The 18,046-nt window shown below is 48.9% G+C and carries 10 protein-coding genes; 9 read left to right on the forward strand and 1 reads right to left on the reverse strand.

The genetic code is table 11. The features are described from left to right. Positions 1–131: 131 nt before the first annotated feature. The 7 genes from A3848_RS07375 (at position 132) to A3848_RS07405 (ending at position 13,728) form a co-directional block, all read left to right on the forward strand. Complete coding sequence (locus A3848_RS07375) at positions 132–1,865, forward strand: ABC transporter ATP-binding protein (RefSeq protein ID WP_074084311.1); 1,734 nt, start codon at positions 132–134, stop codon at positions 1,863–1,865. Then, complete coding sequence (locus A3848_RS07380) at positions 1,862–3,586, forward strand: ABC transporter ATP-binding protein (protein ID WP_074084312.1); 1,725 nt, start codon at positions 1,862–1,864, stop codon at positions 3,584–3,586. Before A3848_RS07375 ends, A3848_RS07380 begins: the two co-directional genes overlap by 4 nt. A 65-nt stretch (positions 3,587–3,651) precedes the next feature. Further along, a complete protein-coding gene (locus A3848_RS07385) occupies positions 3,652–4,218 on the forward strand; it encodes a DUF4256 domain-containing protein (RefSeq protein ID WP_074084313.1) in 567 nt (188 codons plus the stop codon). A gap of 110 nt (positions 4,219–4,328) precedes the next feature. Next, positions 4,329–4,898 (forward strand): GNAT family N-acetyltransferase, encoded by a 570-nt coding sequence (locus tag A3848_RS07390; RefSeq protein WP_074084314.1) that lies wholly within the window; start codon positions 4,329–4,331, stop codon positions 4,896–4,898. Positions 4,899–5,265: 367 nt separating this feature from the next. Then, the gene (locus A3848_RS07395; protein WP_074084315.1) at positions 5,266–10,977 is read left to right on the forward strand and encodes an S-layer homology domain-containing protein; all 5,712 of its coding nucleotides are present in this window, start codon (positions 5,266–5,268) and stop codon (positions 10,975–10,977) included. 246 nt (positions 10,978–11,223) lie between these two features. Continuing rightward, positions 11,224–12,390, forward strand: a complete 1,167-nt coding sequence (locus tag A3848_RS07400) for a DUF4317 domain-containing protein (RefSeq protein ID WP_074084316.1) — start codon at positions 11,224–11,226, stop codon at positions 12,388–12,390. 90 nt (positions 12,391–12,480) lie between these two features. Continuing rightward, entirely contained in the window at positions 12,481–13,728 is a 1,248-nt protein-coding gene (locus A3848_RS07405) for an MFS transporter (protein ID WP_074084317.1), read from the forward strand. A gap of 6 nt (positions 13,729–13,734) precedes the next feature. Here the strand turns inward: A3848_RS07405 and A3848_RS07410 are convergent, their stop codons facing one another. Next, positions 13,735–14,676: an AraC family transcriptional regulator gene (locus A3848_RS07410; RefSeq protein ID WP_074084318.1), complete on the reverse strand. Its 942-nt coding sequence runs from the start codon at positions 14,674–14,676 to the stop codon at positions 13,735–13,737. A 160-nt stretch (positions 14,677–14,836) separates the two neighbouring features. Between A3848_RS07410 and A3848_RS07415 the strand changes: the two genes are divergently transcribed. Together A3848_RS07415 and gnpA are read left to right on the forward strand one after the other, a co-directional pair. Beyond that, positions 14,837–15,856, forward strand: coding sequence for a glycoside hydrolase family 88/105 protein (locus A3848_RS07415; protein ID WP_074084319.1), 1,020 nt, complete (start codon positions 14,837–14,839; stop codon positions 15,854–15,856). A gap of 11 nt (positions 15,857–15,867) precedes the next feature. Beyond that, positions 15,868–18,030, forward strand: coding sequence for a 1,3-beta-galactosyl-N-acetylhexosamine phosphorylase (gnpA, locus tag A3848_RS07420; protein WP_074084320.1), 2,163 nt, complete (start codon positions 15,868–15,870; stop codon positions 18,028–18,030). Positions 18,031–18,046 lie beyond the last annotated feature (16 nt).

Below are 18,046 nucleotides of genomic sequence, written 5' to 3' on the forward strand. Positions count from 1 at the left end.
GAACCCATTCGTGTCTCTTTTTTGCGCCATAAATATGTAACAATCAGAAGTCATAAAATCATCACTCTCCCAAGCGAACGTTTGTGCTACAATTTCTTTTGTGAATATATGGAAGGGGGTTACGGGAGTTGATGACGAAAAGGCAATGGGTCACCAAATTTATACTGATGCATAAATGGGTATTCTTATTTGGGTTTGTGATCACCACATTAATGACGATGGTCAATCTGATGTACCCGTTCCTGGGCGGGAAGCTGATTAATGTAGCTTTTTATGATAAAGACATGAGCGCCTTTATGAATCTGTGCCTGATCTATGCGGGGATCCTCTTGTTCAATCAGTTTGTTGTTGCGACGTTAAATAATCTCATTTCTTCGCAGATGATGACGGGGTTTGTATTTGATATCCGCCGGGCTCTGTTCAACAAGATATTACATAAGAAGGGGAAGGACCTCTCCGGGATGTACAGCGGGGATATGATCAGCCGGATGAATCACGACACTACGGATATTATGAATCTCGTCTTCTGGAGCGGACTGTGGGGGTATTCCAACTTTTTGCATATCCTGTTCGCTGTCGGTTTCATGTTTTACTACAATGTATTTCTGGGGGCTTTTACGGTCGTTCTGGTTCCCGCTGTGTTCTTCGCCTCAAAATATTTCAAGACCCGGGCGCAAAAGGTCAACAAGGATATTGCAGCCGAACAGGGCAAGCTATCCTCTTATTTATTTGAGATCGTGAAGAACTTGCAGGAGATCCGAATCCTTAATGCAGGCCGGAAAGTAACCAGCACCTATTTAAGAAAAACGACCTCGATCCATAAAATGAATGTGGACAACGGAAAAATCGAAGTGACGACAGAGCGGGTGAATTCGTTCATCACGCTGATTGCACAGCTGCTGATATTTACGATTTGTGCTTATTTCATTACAAAAGGCCAAATGCAGCTTGGCGTTTTTGTAGCCGCCGTAAGCTACTTCAATATGGCTGTGAACTATTTCAGCTCGATCAACAGCAAAATTGTCGATGTCTGGGGGCAGTCGGTCTCCTTGCAGCGTGTCGTGGATATTCTGAATGAAGAGGAAGAGGATTACCGGGAAAACCAGCCTCCGAAGCCAATCCAAGAGGGCAGGATTGAGTTTAACAATGTCACCTTTGGATACGCCGGAGACAGACCGGTTCTGAACGGATTCAATCTCCGTATTGAGGCAGGAAGCACGATTGGCATTGTCGGAAGGAGCGGCGCGGGTAAAACAACGATGGGGAACCTGCTCTACAACCTGTACAACGTGGACAGCGGCGAGCTTCTGATCGACGGAACGAATGTTAAGGAGTATAACCTGCATAGCCTGCGGAGCCAGGTGGGGATTGTCCATCAGGAGACGATTCTCTATGATCAGACCCTGCGCTACAATCTTTCCTTCACAAACTGCAAGGATAAGGATGACGCTTTGATGGAGGCCATTAAGAAAGCAGCCCTGTATGAGGTTGTCCAGGCCCTTCCTGACGGACTGGATACGCGGCTTGGGACGGGCGGGCAGGAATTATCCGGCGGGCAGAAGCAGCGGCTGGCTATCGCGAGAATATTGGTCAAGAATCCTAAGATTCTGGTCTTCGACGAAGCCACCTCATCCCTCGACAGCCGGAACGAAGTGCTGATCCGGAGCATGCTTGGTGAACTGTCGAAGGAACGGACGCTGATTATCATCGCCCACCGTTTTTCCACGATTAAGAGTTGTGATAAAATCGCGGTGTTAGCGGACGGCATTGTCGAAGGCTACGACACCCACGATGTACTGATTACAAGCAACAAAACGTATATAGACTTATTCAGCGAACAGTTTGCAGGAGGTGAAGCGGTATGACACGAATAGAAACCTTCAAGGCCTTAACCCGGGATATAGACGGTATTCACAAGCCGCTCCTTGCGCTCGGCCTGTTCAAGCTGTGGAGCTTAATATTCGGGCTGATCCCTTTGTTCTTGTATTCGTATTTGGTTAACCATGTCCTCGTGGATCAGAAGTTACATGAGCTTGGGCCTGTCATCGCAGGATTCCTGGCTGTTTTCCTGCTTACGACCATCGGGATTGCCGCCTCCAAGCGGTTCTCCAACCAGTTAATCCTGAAATTCGACCTGCGAATCAAGAACAAATTGCTGAAGAAGTATATAAGTCTTGATAGTGAGGTGTACAGCAATTATAGTATTGGCGACGTGAAAAGCCGGATTGAGAACGATTCCGCGGTTGCCGGGAGGTTTTTTACGACCCATATATTAGACTTTATCTACGCTGTCGTTTACGCTATTGCACTTGCCGTTATTTTGCTGTGCTACGACTGGCGGATTGCGCTCCTCAGCTTTATTTTTGTTCCGGTTTCTTTGGTTACGGTTAATGTTCTGGGAGGGAAAGCGAAGAGCACCGGTGAGGAGCTCTGGAAGCTGCAAATCCAATATGAAAGCTTTTTACATGCCAATTTTCAAAACTGGAAGGATATCAAGACCAACAACCTGGAAGACGCGCAACTCGCTGAATTAAACGGGCACTACAAGAAGATCAGGCCTATTTGGTTTCTGAACCAGCTCTATATGCATCTGGGGATTACCTACTCGTTCTTCACCAAAAACTTCATTACCCAGCTGTTTATCTATTTCATTGGCGGAGTATTTGTTATTAAGGGCTACTCGGAGGTTGGCGTACTGCTTGTATTTATCAACTTTTACGGGCAGTTCTTCGGGTTCATCGAGAACATCAGCAATGGCATGATGAATTATAAGAGTGATTCGGTGAATATCGAGAAAGTGATCGGAATCTTAAATGTAGAAACAGACAAGAGGCCTTATAAGAAAATCGCCGGAACCGGATTAACCGTTGATAATCTGAGATTTACGTATGAGGGAAACGATTCATTTGCGCTTGACGGGATTTCGTTCTCGGTGAGTAAGGGCGAGCATCTGGCCATCGTGGGACAAAGCGGCAGCGGCAAGTCTACCCTCGCGAAGCTGCTGACCGGGCAGATCAAACCGCAAGCGGGTGCTATACAGATTGGCGGTGTTGATCTCCATACAGTGAGCGGCGAGAGTGTTTCGGGCAAAGTGAGTATAGTCGTGCAGGAACCCGTTCTTTTCAATATGACAATCCGAGAGAACTTATTGCTGGCAAAGGCTGGCGCAACCGACGCGGAATTGATCGGGTGCTGCCGCAGAGCGCGTATTTATGACTTCATTGAAACATTGCAGGATCAACTCGATACCATCATCGGAGAAAAGGGTGTAAAGCTGTCGGGGGGCCAGAGGCAGCGTTTATCGATTGCCCGGGCATTTTTACAGGACAGGGACATCATTATTTTTGACGAAAGTACAAGCGCCCTTGATAATGAAAATGAGAGTGACATCATTACAGAACTGAAGAGTCTCTCCTCTGGGAAAACCATGATTTCGATTGCTCACCGTTTATCGACTATTGTGGACTGCGACAAGGTAATGGTGCTAAAGGACGGCAGGGTGGCGGCTTTAGATACGCATGACAACCTGCGTAACAGAAACGAACCGTATGATCTGCTGTTCCAGAGCCAGTATATGGCGGGGTGAACTGAAGTATAATTACGATGGTTCCTATTCAATATAATCGTTATACAAATTGAGGGGGTTTCATGATGACCAATGAAAAAAGAGAATTGTCAACAGAACAACGTGAAGAACTGCTCGGAGTATTGAAAGCCCGTTTTGAGAAACACATGAACCGCCATCCAGGTTTGGAATGGGCTAAAGTACAAGCAAAGCTGGAAGCGAATCCTGAAAAATGGTGGTCACTCCATGAAATGGAGATAACCGGCGGTGAACCGGATGTGGTTAGGTATGAGGAAGAGACGGATGAATACATTTTTTATGACTGCTCAGCAGAGAGCCCTAAAGGCCGCAGAAGTGTATGTTATGACCATAAAGCGCTGGAGTCAAGGAAAGAACATAAGCCGAAAAACAGCGCTATGAATATGGTGGCCGCCATGGGCATTGAGCTGTTAACAGAAGAACAATACCGTGAGCTGCAGAAGCTTGGGAATTTCGATATGAAAACATCAAGCTGGGTGAAAACACCTTCTGAGATTAGACAACTTGGTGGTGCTATCTTTGCTGATTTCCGTTACGGCAATGTCTTCGTGTATCATAACGGTGCGGATTCTTACTATGGTGCTAGGGGATTCCGTGGCTCGCTCAGGGTCTGACCGCTGACGCGTTATGTACAGACTCAGACACATATGCGCATTGATTATCAAGAAATTAACAAACGATTATTATATCATTTTACTTATATGAGAATAGGAGTGGTGCCGGAATGAACTTAGAAGCCGTGTTTGGGCAGTTTCCGATCCTGCAGTCAGATGATATCGTATTGAAAAAGATTGTGGATGATCATTTGGACGAAGTTTTTGAAATCTACACCAATGACCGTGTATTTGAATACTGCGGCATCATCCCGAAACACAATAAAGATACTGTGAAGAACATGATAGGGCATTTCGAGAGAGACTATCATAAAAAATCAAGGGTCAAGTGGGGAATCTTCTACCATTCTGAGCCCGGCCGGTTGATGGGGATTATTGAAGCTCAAGATTTTAATCAAAAGGTAAACGTGGTGACGATTGGCTACTTTTTGGCGGAATCGCATTGGGGAAAAGGGATTGCTGCCGGAGCGGTAAACCTGTTGCTCGATTTCTTGTTCAGGGACGTCAACGTCAACAGAATTCAGGCTGAAGTCATGCCTCGAAATGAGAATTCCAAGAAGGTCCTATTGAAGAACGGCTTCATCAAAGAAGGAACGTTAAGACAAGCAACCTTATGGTCAGGTAAAGGGATTATTGATATAGAAATGTACAGTATTCTAAGAGAAGACTATGTAAAATGAGCCGGAACGGGATTAGTGGTTGTCCGTTTGCTTCAAGGAAAAGTAGGGTTCTTATTTATATAAGAAGAGAGAATGGAAGGGGAGAAGTATTGCCCCTTCTTTTTGTTTTTACCATACGTAACGGATGAGACTATAGGGTTAATGAGATTAAATAGTAAAGAGGTCAATTAGTCGAAAATTTCAATATTAGCAGAAGATTTTTTTGAATATAGTACCGCATTTTAAAGGGATTTGTTATTATTTGTCGAACTTTATCTTTGTCAATTAAATCGCTCACACAGGAAGAAGCTTTTTAAAGATAAACCTGAGGAATAGCTACAGAGTAAACTGCTATGCAGCACATCAAATCGAGAAGAGGAGGAACAGCATGAAGAAACAGTTGTTATGGAAGAGATCCTTAGTTTTAATTCTCGCACTCTTACTGGTATTTCCGAATTTGAATATGGTCCGGGCGCAGGCTTCGGGGGGCAACCTGACCGTTGAATCGGCGGTAGCAGGGAATCTGGACGGAAATTTAAACAGCGTGATCTATGCTAATGGGAAGTATACGGCAGTAGGTGAAGGCGGGAAAGTTATTCAATCGGCAGATGGGATGAATTGGACCCTAATCACTGTCCCGTTCTCTAATGCCAAAATTTCATGGCGGAGCATTGCCTTCACTTCAAGTACTTATGTGGTGACAGGTGTAGATTATACAAACTCCAGTGCAAAAGCCAAGCTGATGGTTTCCACGGACGGAGGCGCAACATGGACGGACAAGTCCACAGCTGTAACTGCTGATGTCTTACAAAGTGTGCGCTACCTCAACGGGGCATTTTATGCTGTTGGCGGAAGATGGAGTACCAGCAATAGTGCCTTTGCCCGGGCGGAGGACTTGGGAGTGGTCTATTCTTCTGCAGATGGGCAGAACTGGAGCCAATGGAGTACAACGGCTTGTTTCTGGCCTAGTGGATCAACCACCAGCACCCCATTTTATTTGACAGACATCTCCTACTTTAATGGAAAATATGTTGTCACCGGAAATGTATTTGCCGGATATGCATACTCGACTAATGGGGCAAGCTGGACAACTAAATTCTTGAGTGGCTTGAGTAATTCATACGGATTGGATTCATTATCTGTGTACAACAGTAAGCTCTATGTATCACATAGCTGGAATGAAGGTTTCGCCAGCAGTGATGGAATGACGTTTACCGCAGATTCATCCTACAATAGAACGCTTGGTGTTGTGCAGGTAGGGTCACAGCTGTATCGTTTTGGCCGGGCAGGAGAGATGTATAGTTCGGTAAACGGCGGAGCGGCGTGGACAGCAGCGAATTCCGTAACGAACCATACGATACGTTCGGCTGCCTCGAACGGTACAGGAATGGTACTGATCACTACGTCATCCCCAAGTCTTGTCGTTACTCCCGATAGAGTAACTTGGAAAAGACTCAGTGGTAATTTACAGGGGATTGCGTATAACGGAAGCACATGGGGGGTTGCCGGAAGCATAAGTCCTAATGATAGTGCGGAGCTTCCGGATGGGTTCATCTTGTCCTCTTCAGGCGGATGGGATCAGCTGAGTACAGCCGATACTCTGCTGCCTGCACAGGGTCTTTCAAAAATTGCATATGGGAACAATCTTTTCGTTGCGGCAGGGAAGAGAGTAGGGGTCTCGGCAGATGCACAAACCTGGACAATCTCCGATCTTCCAGCCGGAGCTGCAGGGCCTGTGACCGGGTTAGCCTATGGCGCCAGCGGCTTTGTTGCTGTAACTAAAGGTGATAAAATCCTCACATCCGCTGATGGAACCTCATGGACTGTAGGCGCAACCTATAGCGGGGCAACATTTTATAACGTGAAGTATGTGAACGGGGTATATGTAGCCTTTGGTACTGGAGGCGTATGGAGCTCCGTGAATGGTACGAGTTGGAGTTCTCTTGATTCGTTAGTTAATGACTATCAGCAATCCAGCGAATATTATTCCATCTATGATGTAACTTATGCAAATGGAAAATACATGGTTGTGGTTACGAATGGCAATGATGGATTTCCTCATGTTCTGGAGACCACAGGAGCATTAAGCGGTGCCTCGGTCTGGACAGACCATGTTATTGACGGAAGCTCAAATTGGACTGAACTGTACTCCATAGATTATGGCAACGGAATGTATGTTGCTGTTGGAACGATGTACGACAATCAGAATATTCAACATCATGTTGCATACTCTTCCAATGATCTACAGACATGGTCCAAGTATGATGAGCAAGCCCTGGGAGTAAGCGGAAGCGGATTAAGCCAGGTTCTCTATCAAAATAATAAATTCTATATTGTTGGTAACGGGAATACAAAAATTGTGCTCGGAAGTGGTGGGATAGCGGAAACGACCCCGGCGGCAGTGATCGACTACACCGCCGAGCAGTTAACCGGCCTAACGGCAAACGGTTCCTACACCGTGAACGGTAATGCAGTCACGGCAGACGCCAGCGGCAAGCTGGCGATCGATAGCAGCTGGCTGGGAACGCCACTGAGCATCGTGAAGAAGGGTAACGGCTCGACAACTACAGACAGCACGGCGCAGACGCTGAATGTTCCGTCTCGTTCTGCGGCACCAAGCAGTGTCGGCAAGACGAATGAAACAGCAGTGAATGCGAACGACGGCTCGCTCACGAATGTGACCACTGCAATGGAGTACAAGAAAGGCTCAGTAGGGGCTTGGTCAGATGTAACGGGTACAAGCGTAACCGGACTTGCACCGGACATGTACTACGTCCGGACGAAAGCAACGCCAACAACATTCGCTTCAGCTCCCGTACAAGTGACGGTCGGCGCGTTCACGGCCACGCCGGAAACAACCCCGGCGGCAGTGATCGACTACACCGCCGAGCAGTTAAGCGGCCTGACGGCAAGCGGCTCCTATACCGTGAACGGTAATGCAGTCACGGCAGACGCCAGCGGCAAGCTGGCGATGGACAGCAGCTGGCTGGGAACGCCGCTGAGCATCGTGAAGAAGGGGAACGGCTCCACGACTACAGACAGCACGGCGCAGACGCTGAATGTTCCGTCGCGTCCGGCGGCACCAAGCAGTGTCGGCAAGACGAATGAAACAGCAGTGAATGCGAACGACGGCTCGCTCACGAATGTGAGCACTGCAATGGAGTACAAGAAAGGCTCAGTAGGGGCTTGGTCAGATGTAACGGGTACAAGCGTAACCGGACTTGCACCGGACATGTACTACGTCCGGACGAAAGCAACGCCAACAACATTCGTTTCAGCTCCCGTACAAGTGACGGTCGGCGCGTTCACGGCCACACCGGAATCGACACCGGCGGCAGTGATCGACTACACCGCTGAGCAGCTGACCGGCCTGACGGCAAACGGCTCCTACACCGTGAACGGTAATGCAGTCACGGCAGACGCTAACGGCAAGCTGGCGATCGACAGCAGCTGGCTGGGAACACCGCTGAGCATCGTGAAGAAGGGGAATGGCTCCACGACTACAGACAGCACGGCGCAGACGCTGAATGTTCCGTCCCGTCCGGCGGCACCAAGCAGTGTCGGCAAGACGAATGAAACAGCAGTGAATGCGAACGACGGCTCGCTCACGAATGTGACCACTGCAATGGAATACAAGAAAGGCTCTGTAGGGGCTTGGTCAGATGTAACGGGTACAAGCGTAACCGGACTTGCACCGGACATGTACTACGTCCGTACAAAAGCAACGCCAACAACATTCGCTTCAACTCCCGTACAAGTGACGGTCGGCGCGTTCACGGCCACACCGGAAACAACCCCGGCGGCAGTGATCGACTACACTGCCGAGCAGCTGACCGGCCTGACGGCAAGCGGCTCTTACACGGTGAACGGTAATGCAGTTATGGCAGACGCCAGCGGCAAGCTGGCGATGGACAGCAGCTGGCTGGGAACACCGCTGAGCATCGTGAAGAAGGGTAACGGCTCGACAACTACAGACAGCACGGCGCAGACGCTGAATGTTCCGTCCCGTTCTGCGGCTCCGGTTGGAGTGACCGTCACAGATATCACATACGGCGGGGCTAACAACGGTTCCATTCAGAATGTGACACTCCAGATGGAGTACAAGAAAGGCAGCGCAGGCTCTTGGACAATAGTGGAGGATGCTGCGATAACCGGCCTTGCCCCTGATACCTACTACATCCGGGTAAAGGCGACGCCAACATCCTTTGCTTCCATTGCTCTTCAAGTTACCGTGCATAACTCCAATGCAGTCATTCCAGCCGCACCTGAAGTCACAGCTGACGATCAGAACAATGCGATTGTTGGTCTCGATACGAGCATGGAATTTGCAGTAGATGATAAATCTTATGTACGGTATGACGGTACTAACCTGCCGGATTTAAGCGGCAATCATATCGTTAAAGTAAGGGTGGCTGCCAGTGGCTCTTTACCGGCAGGACAGGCTACTACACTGACCTTTACGGATAGTGTGCCTGCTCCAGCTGGCGGTCTCAACTTGAGCGCCAGCGATCCAAGCGGCACGGGCAATAACGGTAAAACCCAAATCACAGTCACACCTGCACCTGCAGCTGGGCATAATTTATACTATAAGAACTTTGGCACCGGCAGTGCCGTAGTGCCGAATGTAGGAGACATCCTTGCAGGCTACACGCTTGTGGGAAGTGATGGATTGGTTCCTGCGGCGAATGGTGAAAGAATGGGGATTGCTGAAGTTGATGCGGGCGGCAAGGTAGTGAAGTATGGAAGCGTGATAGCAGTTGTAGTTGCTGAAACGGCGGCTCCTAGCACAGATCCAGGCAACACGAATAGCAATACCGGCGGCACGTCCAGTGGCACCGGGGGGATTACCGAAGTAATAGTCCTTGTTAACGGCAAGCAAGAGAATGCAGGCACAGCGACGACCACAACTACCGGTACCGTAAAAACAACTACTATCGCTGTTGATCCATCCAAACTCCAAGCGAAGCTGGATACGGAAGGCAAAGGGGCAGTGGTTACAATTCCGGTATCACAGGATTCCAACATTTTCGTCGGCGAACTGAATGGTCAGATGATTAAAAATATGGAGAATGTGTCGTCAACACTAGTGCTTCAGACGAATAATGCTTCCTACATCTTGCCAGCCAAGGAAATCAACATCGGGGCGATGGCTCAGCAATTCGGTACCGGTGTGAAGCTGGAAGATATCAAGCTGAAGATTACCATTGGTGAGACTTCGACGACCATGAGTCAGGTGATAACAGGGGCAGCAAGCAGAGATGGTTTTACCCTCATTGCTCCTTCATTGGATTTCACTATTACCGGAACTTACGGCAATTCGACAGTGGAGATCAGCCGGTTTAACGCGTATGTTGAGCGGACAGTAGCACTTCCGGGCGGCATTGACCCGAAACGGATCACAACAGGGATTGTTGTAGACCCTGATGGAACAGTGCGGCATGTACCGACCAAAATCATCCTGAAGGACGGAAAGTATTATGCAGAGATTAACAGCCTGACGAACAGCTCGTATTCTGTGATCTGGCATCCAATGACCTTTGCTGATGTGGAGAACCATTGGGCTAAGGATGCGGTGAATGATATGGGCTCACGTATGATAGTTAACGGAGTGAACGAAACAACATTTAATCCGAATTCTGATATTACCCGGGCGGAGTTCGCGGCAATTATCGTACGCGGTCTGGGGCTGAAGCTTGGGGAAGGAAAAACGGCATTTGCGGATGTACCTGCGGATGCCTGGTATGCAGGAGCAGTAGAAACAGCTTCTGAGTTCGGTCTGATTACCGGCTTCGAAGACGGAACATTCCGTCCGGATGCCAAAATCACCCGTGAGCAGGCGATGAATATTATTGCCAAAGCGATGAAGCCGACCGGACTTGCTGACCGGACCGGGGCTGCAGATGCTGCGAGCGTGCTTGCCAGCTTCAAGGATGCAGGAAGTGTAGGAGACTGGGCTAAGGACAGTCTCGCACTGGCCGTCAAAGCAGGCTTGATCAGCGGCCGCAGCGGTAACAAACTGGAGGCCAAATCCAATGTCACCCGTGCAGAAGTGGCAGTCCTGATTCAACGGCTGCTACAGAAGTCGGATCTTACGAATTAAATTCGGAATAATCAGCAAAAAAGCGGATTCAGACCCAGTCTGAACCCGCTTTTTTGCTTTTGTTTCCGGAGGGGACATACCTCTGTTAATCCCACTATATCTATACATATCAAGAGCCGGCAGACAGTATGCGGCAAGAACGCGGCCCGGCAGCTTTTCAAAGTCCAAGTTAACATAGGAAAATTCCGCTCCGATCCTTTATACTAGTAAAAGTCAGAACACATCTAAGGAGCTGCCTAACCCATTATGAATAAAAAAGAAGTCGCACACATACGCAAGCAGTTTAAGCTGGATCATGATTTGCTGAACCTCCATGATATTCTTAACGTGTATATTATGAAGGAGACGAACGAGATTTATCATTGGGAGCGCCTGCCGTTTGGCCTTGTGGACAGAGAGAAGCAGGAGCTCTATATGGGCAATTTCAAAAAATTGCTGACCGGTGATCTGGACCATAAGCTGTTCGAGTTGAAGTTTCAGGAGGACGCAGAGGATCCGGCGCGGGTCATGCTTCACCAAGGCCTGGTGACAGGTGATCCTGAAGAATGGCAGGACCTGATGATGCTGCTGGTGGACAAAATGCTGGTAGATGCCAAGTATGAAAAGGACATGGTGGTCACTTTTGTGCGCGGGCAGTATTACCGGCCGACTAAGGCCAGAAATGATGAAGCCGAAGAGAGCGAGAAGAACGAGATGTTCGCGCATCCGTTCATTCTGTGCAGCGTGAATTCCACGGAGCAACAGCGCAAGAACCTCATGTTCGATTATGTGGAGCGGGAATTCAAGTACAATATTATCGTCGATCCGATTGTTAAGCTCAGTACGCCGGAGCAGGGTTTCTTTTATCCGAGTGTGACGGACAACTATTCGGATGTGAACCGCATTCTGTATTGTACGGGAAAATCTAATTTTCCGGACCCTCGGTTCATTGAGCAGGTCTTGAATGCGGAGACCTCTGTAACGGCGCTCGAGGAACGGTCTTACTTTGAGGACATCGTGAAGGAAGTAGCGGGTGAACTGCTCGATACGACCACCCTTGCCCAGGTATATGAGCAGATTCAGCAGGTCATTGAAGATGGCGCAGGGGAAGAAGAGCCACCTAAGCTGGATTACAAAGACGTGGAACGTGTCCTGGCGGGAAGCGGTGTTGAGAACGTGACGGCGGAAAAGGTGGAGCGGGCATTCGAAACCATCATCGACGATAAGAACTATGAAATGAAGGCGAGCAGTGTGATCCCGAAATTCACGACCAAGTCGATCAAGATCGAAACTAAGGTAGCTACCATTTCCATCAGCCCGCAGGACCTGAGATATGTGAAGCAGGTGAACTATCAAGGGAAACGCTGCATCATGATCGAGGTGGACGAGGATGTCGTGATCGAAGGATTTACACTCAGTACGGAGACGTTGTAGTTAGAATAGGTGATTTTACATCCGCTTAACATGCCTCATATGATCACATGATATAACAGTAATTAACTAGTGATAAGAGGTGGATGTTGGATGAAGCTTAGCAAAGAAGAGAAATCATGGATTCTGTATGACTGCGGCAATTCGGCGTATTCGATGGCGGTGACCACGGCGCTTTTGCCCATAGTATTTGGCATGTTTACGAATGTGAACAGCAGCATGGATCTGGGGTATTTTAATTCCATCGCAAGTATTTTGGTGGCGATCCTAAGTCCGGTTTTAGGGACGATCGCTGATTATAAGGACACGAAGAAACGTTTCTTCGTGTTTTTTACTATGATCGGGGTGTTGGCTACCGCTTCGCTGGCCTTCGTCGCACCTGCGAGCGGACAGTGGCAGCTATTAATTGTATTCTATATCCTGTCAGCCATCGGTTTTGCCGGAGCTAACATTTTCTATGACTCCTTTCTGGTGGATGTTACGAAGGATGAACGGATGGATAAGGTGTCGACCCGGGGGTTTGCTTTTGGCTATATCTCCAGCGTTATTCCTTTTGGGATCAGCCTGCTCTTGATTCTTGCTCTGGGGATGGATAAGGCCACCGGTTATCAGATTGGATTCATCATTACGGCCCTTTGGTGGGGGCTGTTGACCATACCCATGATCAGAGACGTGAAGCAGAGACACTATATTGAGCCTGAGCCCAGACCGGTGATCCGCAGCTTCAGAAGACTGGCTAGCACCTTCAGGAATATCAGACAGCACAAAATGGTCTTTGTTTTCTTGCTTGCTTACTTTTTCTATATTGACGGGGTAGATACGATTATTAAAATGGTAGTGCCTTATGCGACGTCCGTTCTGGGCGCTGATGCCTTAGACACGTTTTCCTTGCTTGGCATTCTGCTGGTGATCCAGATTATTGCTTTTCCCTGTGCTATCCTCTATGGCAACCTGGCCAAAACCTACTCCGCCCGGACGATGATTATTGTGGGGATATTCACCTATATCATTGCCTGTATCGCGGCTTTCTTTATCACTTCCGTCTGGCATATTTTTATTCTTGGGGCGTTGATTGGTTCAGCCCAGGGCGGCATTCAGGCGCTCAGCCGGTCCTATTATGCGAAGATTATCCCTAAGGAAAAATCCAATGAATTCTTTGGCTTTTACAATATCTTTGGCAAATTCGCGGCGATCATCGGTCCTGCGCTCATGTCTTTGACAACTACCTTAACGGGCAATGCTAGCCTTAGTATTCTATCGGTGATCCCGTTATTTATCATTGGATTTGTCATCTTTATCACTCTGCCGAAGCAGGAGCCTGGAGTACTTCACAAACCGTGAGCCGGATTACACCCATCCCGTGAACTCCAGAATAGACGCCTTCGCAGAATGCGCCTCGGATTGTGCAGCTTTACGCCATTCCTTGGGTGACACCCCCATTAGCCTGGAGAAAGAGCGGTTGAAGCTGGAAATAGAGTGAAATCCCACTTGTTCGGAGATGGAGAGAATGGAATCTTCCGTGCTCTTTAGCTGCTTGCAGGCTTCTTCAATCCGGGTACTGCTCAGGAACTCGAGAGGGGCGGTGCCCATGATCTCATGGAATTTTCTGCGGAAATGCGTGGTGCTCAGGTGGCACAGATCTGCCAGGAAATCGATGGTCATAGGGGTCATGTAGTTTGTGGTGATATATTCCAGAGCCGGGGAAATGATAAAATCACCCTTCAGGCTATGCTCGGTGTCTTGTTCCGCCAGCGTTTCATTCGTGGAATGGATTCTAAGGAGTTCGATATACAGTGATAACAACAAGCCGTAGGCACTTTCCTGATAGTAGGGGTTCTGCTGCTTCAATTCCTCGACGACGGATGTGGCCAGGGAATAGACCTTGGGATACTGCGCCTTGTTCAAAATACAGTTCTTCCCCTGCACCCGCCACAGATTCGGTTCGAAGCTGCTGTAGGCGCTTTTGAAGGAATGCTGGAACAGATCCTCCGGGGAGAAAAAAAGATAAGACCACAGACTGGCTTCACCCGGTGAACTGTACGTCGTATGGGGAAGATACCGGGGGAGAAAGGTCACATCACCGGCTTTAAAGGGGACGGCTTCTCCTTTGATCTCCATGATGCCGCTGTCTGAATAACAGATACCAATCTCCAAATGGTTATGGAAATGCAAATGCTCAGATTTGATATCAGAAATCCTCCAGCGGTCTCCGCTCAGCAGCAGGATAGGAAAATGGATCGGCAGGCTGTAGTGGCGGTACTCGATGACGGGTTTCTTTTTTCTGGGCATATGTAATTGCTCCTTCTCCCTAACAATAAATGGTCGAAACTGCACACTTTTACTGCGAATATGCTTAGATGTAGACCATTTTACTGCTTACAATAGAGTCTGTAAAGCGCTTGCACGCATATGGACGGATATGAAGTGTTCGACAAGAGAGGGGATTAAGATGGATAAATTAACGTATGACAAGGAAGAAATTCTACGCATTATCGACAAAGTGACCCGAAAAACCTTGGCTATGGATTTAACGTGGGAATGGCCTTGCGGGGTGGCGTATTACGGGGTGTCCAGAGCTTATCAGACCACAGGCAATAAGGATTATCTGAACATGCTGATCCAGTGGGTGGATGAATATATCGAGCTTGGCCTGCCGGACTGGACGGTGAACACCTGTGCCATGGGCCATATGCTGATCACCTTGTATGAAGAGACAGGCAACCAGAAATATTGGGATATTGTGATGAGCAAGGTGGATTATCTCCAGAATCATGCGCTAAGATTCGGGGACAATGTGCTGCAGCATACGGTATCCGTATCGAATGATTTTCCGGAGCAGGCTTGGGCGGATACGCTGTTTATGGCGGCCTTTTTCCTGCTGCGGGTGGGAAGCAAACTGAAGGACCAGGCGATGATCCAGGATGCCTTGAATCAATATTACTGGCACATCAAATACCTGCAAGACCCCAGCACCGGGTTCTGGTTCCATGGTTACAATAATGTGAAGCAGGATCACATGTCCGGATTGTATTGGGGGAGAGCGAATGCCTGGGGTGCCTATACCATGTCTCAGGTCAAACCTTTGCTCAATGACTGGTATCTGTATCCGCAGTGTATGGACGTGGAATGTTCGCTGCGTGATCAGCTGGCCGCGCTGAAGCTGGTACAGACGGAGAACGGCTTGTGGCGGACAGTACTGGATGACGGGGAATCCTATGAAGAAGTATCTGCATCCTGCGGGATTGCGGCGGCGATGGTGGGTAACGGCAACCCGCTGCATACCAAATATGTGCAAAAGGCCCTGAAAGGCATTCTGGACCATATCAGTGAAGATGGACGGGTACTGGGGGTATCGGGCGGAACCGCAGTGATGAAGGACCGGGAAGGGTACCGCAATATTCCCAAAGACTGGATTCAGGGCTGGGGACAAGGCTTAGCACTCGCTTTTCTGTCCGATATGCTTCAATAGGAGGGAACACGTTGTCCAAACATAGAGCGGGAGCCTTTACGCTGCCGGGAGAATCCGGTTATGAGGCGCTGACCCTGGAACTCGCTGAACGGTGGGGTGCCGATGTCATCCGTGACAGTGACGGCACGAAGTTGTCCGATGAGATTATCCACGCAGGATACGGCATCTATTCTACCCTCTGTATCATTAGGGATCATAATGTGTGGGCTTCGCGCAATCCGGATAAGCTGCAGCAGTGCTTTCTCATTACGAATCCGAAGGTAGCGGTGCAGGGGTATGTATCCATCTATCTGATGGAGGACTTTTTTGCTGAACAATTCAGAGTGAATGATTCCAAAGAGGCATTTAAGTATTGGCAGGTTATTGACCGGACGACCGGGGAGGAGGTTCCCAGAGAACAGTGGAATTATGAACGGGAAGCGGGGAACGTGGTCCTTACCGGAATTGCGCCTTGGCATAAATACACGGTCAGCTTCATGGCCTACCGGATCTGGGAAGAGATTTCCATGTACAATCACACCACGAATCATTGGGATAAAGAGCATTTGATGCAGATTGATCCCATGTATGCAGACACGCAAAAGTATCTGCTGGACTGGATGGAGGACTGGTGTCTGCAGCATAAGGGAACAACGGTTGTCCGGTTCACTTCGCTTTTTTATAATTTCGCCTGGATCTGGGGCAGCAGTGAGCGCAACCGCCATCTGTTCTCGGACTGGGGTTCATATGACTTCACAGTAAGTGCAAGAGCGCTTGATCTGTTCGCTGAGAGATACGGCTATTCGCTGTCGGCCGAGGATTTTGTGAATGGCGGGAAATACCGCGTCAGTCATATCCCGGCTGAGCAGCGCAAGCTTGATTATATGACTTTTATCAATGATTTTGTCATTGGATTCGGCAAGCAATTGATTGACCTTGTGCATAAGCACGGCAAGCTGGCGTATGTCTTTTATGATGACAGCTGGGTGGGCATGGAGCCGTACAACGACCGTTTTCAGGAGTTTGGCTTGGACGGGATGATTAAATGCGTGTTCTCAGGCTATGAGGCAAGGCTGTGTGCCGGGGTAAAAGTGGATACGCATGAGATCCGGCTGCATCCGTATCTGTTTCCGGTTGGTTTAGGCGGAGCGCCTACTTTTATGGAGGGCGGGGACCCTACGCTGGATGCCAAGAAATACTGGATTCATATCCGGCGGGCCCTCCTGCGCGAGCCGGTCGACCGGATTGGACTGGGCGGATACCTGCATCTGGTAGAGCCATACCCGGATTTCTGTGATTATATCGAGAAGATTGCGGGTGAATTCCGGGAGATTCAAGAGCTGCATCAACGGGGCAAGCCGTATCAGATCAAGACGAAGGTAGCCATTCTGCACGCTTGGGGCAAGTTGAGATCGTGGACGCTGTCCGGCCATTTTCATGAAACGTTCATGCATGATCTGATTCATATCAATGAGGCCTTATCCGGATTGCCGGTAGATGTGCAGTTCATAGATTTTGAGGATATCCGCCAGGGGAAGCTGCAAAATTGTGATGTAGTGATCAATGCGGGCTCTGCCGGTTCAGCCTGGAGCGGCGGGGACTGCTGGAAAGACAGCAAGTGCGTGGACGTCCTGACCCAGTGGGTGTATGAGGGCGGTACCTTTATTGGTATTAACCAGCCTTCGGCGGTCAACGGGTACGACAGTTTTTTCAGAATGGCACATGTTCTCGGTCTGGATGAAGATACAGGCTCAAGAGTAGCACATGGCCGATGGACCTATGAGGTGAAGGCGGAGCAGGGATTGGTGCCTGAAGGGGCCAGCCTAACGCCTAAGCCTAATATTTATCTTACCGACGGGTCTGCCACAGTAATGAATGAAGCAAGCGGAAGGATAACCCTGTCCACTCATGCCTTCGGTAAAGGAAAGGGAATCTACCTTCCTTCTTTCGAATTCAGCTGGGAAAATACACGATTGCTGCTGAATCTGCTGCGCTATGCGGGCAAAGAGCTGCATGAGACAAAGTACCTTACGGATAACTTATATACAGAGTGTGCTTATTATCCGGAGAGTAAGAAGCTCGTTGTGATGAACAATAGCGGCCAGCTGCAAAGGACTACGATCCATACGGAGGATGGAGAACACACCATGGAATTGGCTCCGTATGACACGGTTATCCTGATAATTGGGGAGTAGGAATATTGAAAAAGCT

The organism is Paenibacillus sp. P32E (assembly GCF_001909085.1).
GTDB classification, from domain to species: Bacteria; Bacillota; Bacilli; order Paenibacillales; family Paenibacillaceae; genus Paenibacillus_AQ; species Paenibacillus_AQ helianthi.

What these genes read in the sequence shown, in the direction of transcription:
- A3848_RS07380 (WP_074084312.1), top strand. Translation starts at nt 1,862, where the DNA reads ATGACACGAATAGAAACCTTCAAGGCCTTAACCCGGGATATAGACGGT.
- A3848_RS07415 (WP_074084319.1), top strand. Translation starts at nt 14,837, where the DNA reads ATGGATAAATTAACGTATGACAAGGAAGAAATTCTACGCATTATCGAC.
- A3848_RS07385 (WP_074084313.1), top strand. Translation starts at nt 3,652, where the DNA reads ATGACCAATGAAAAAAGAGAATTGTCAACAGAACAACGTGAAGAACTG.
- A3848_RS07375 (WP_074084311.1), top strand. Translation starts at nt 132, where the DNA reads ATGACGAAAAGGCAATGGGTCACCAAATTTATACTGATGCATAAATGG.
- A3848_RS07400 (WP_074084316.1), top strand. Translation starts at nt 11,224, where the DNA reads ATGAATAAAAAAGAAGTCGCACACATACGCAAGCAGTTTAAGCTGGAT.
- A3848_RS07410 (WP_074084318.1), bottom strand. Translation starts at nt 14,676, where the DNA reads ATGCCCAGAAAAAAGAAACCCGTCATCGAGTACCGCCACTACAGCCTG.
- A3848_RS07395 (WP_074084315.1), top strand. Translation starts at nt 5,266, where the DNA reads ATGAAGAAACAGTTGTTATGGAAGAGATCCTTAGTTTTAATTCTCGCA.
- A3848_RS07405 (WP_074084317.1), top strand. Translation starts at nt 12,481, where the DNA reads ATGAAGCTTAGCAAAGAAGAGAAATCATGGATTCTGTATGACTGCGGC.
- A3848_RS07390 (WP_074084314.1), top strand. Translation starts at nt 4,329, where the DNA reads ATGAACTTAGAAGCCGTGTTTGGGCAGTTTCCGATCCTGCAGTCAGAT.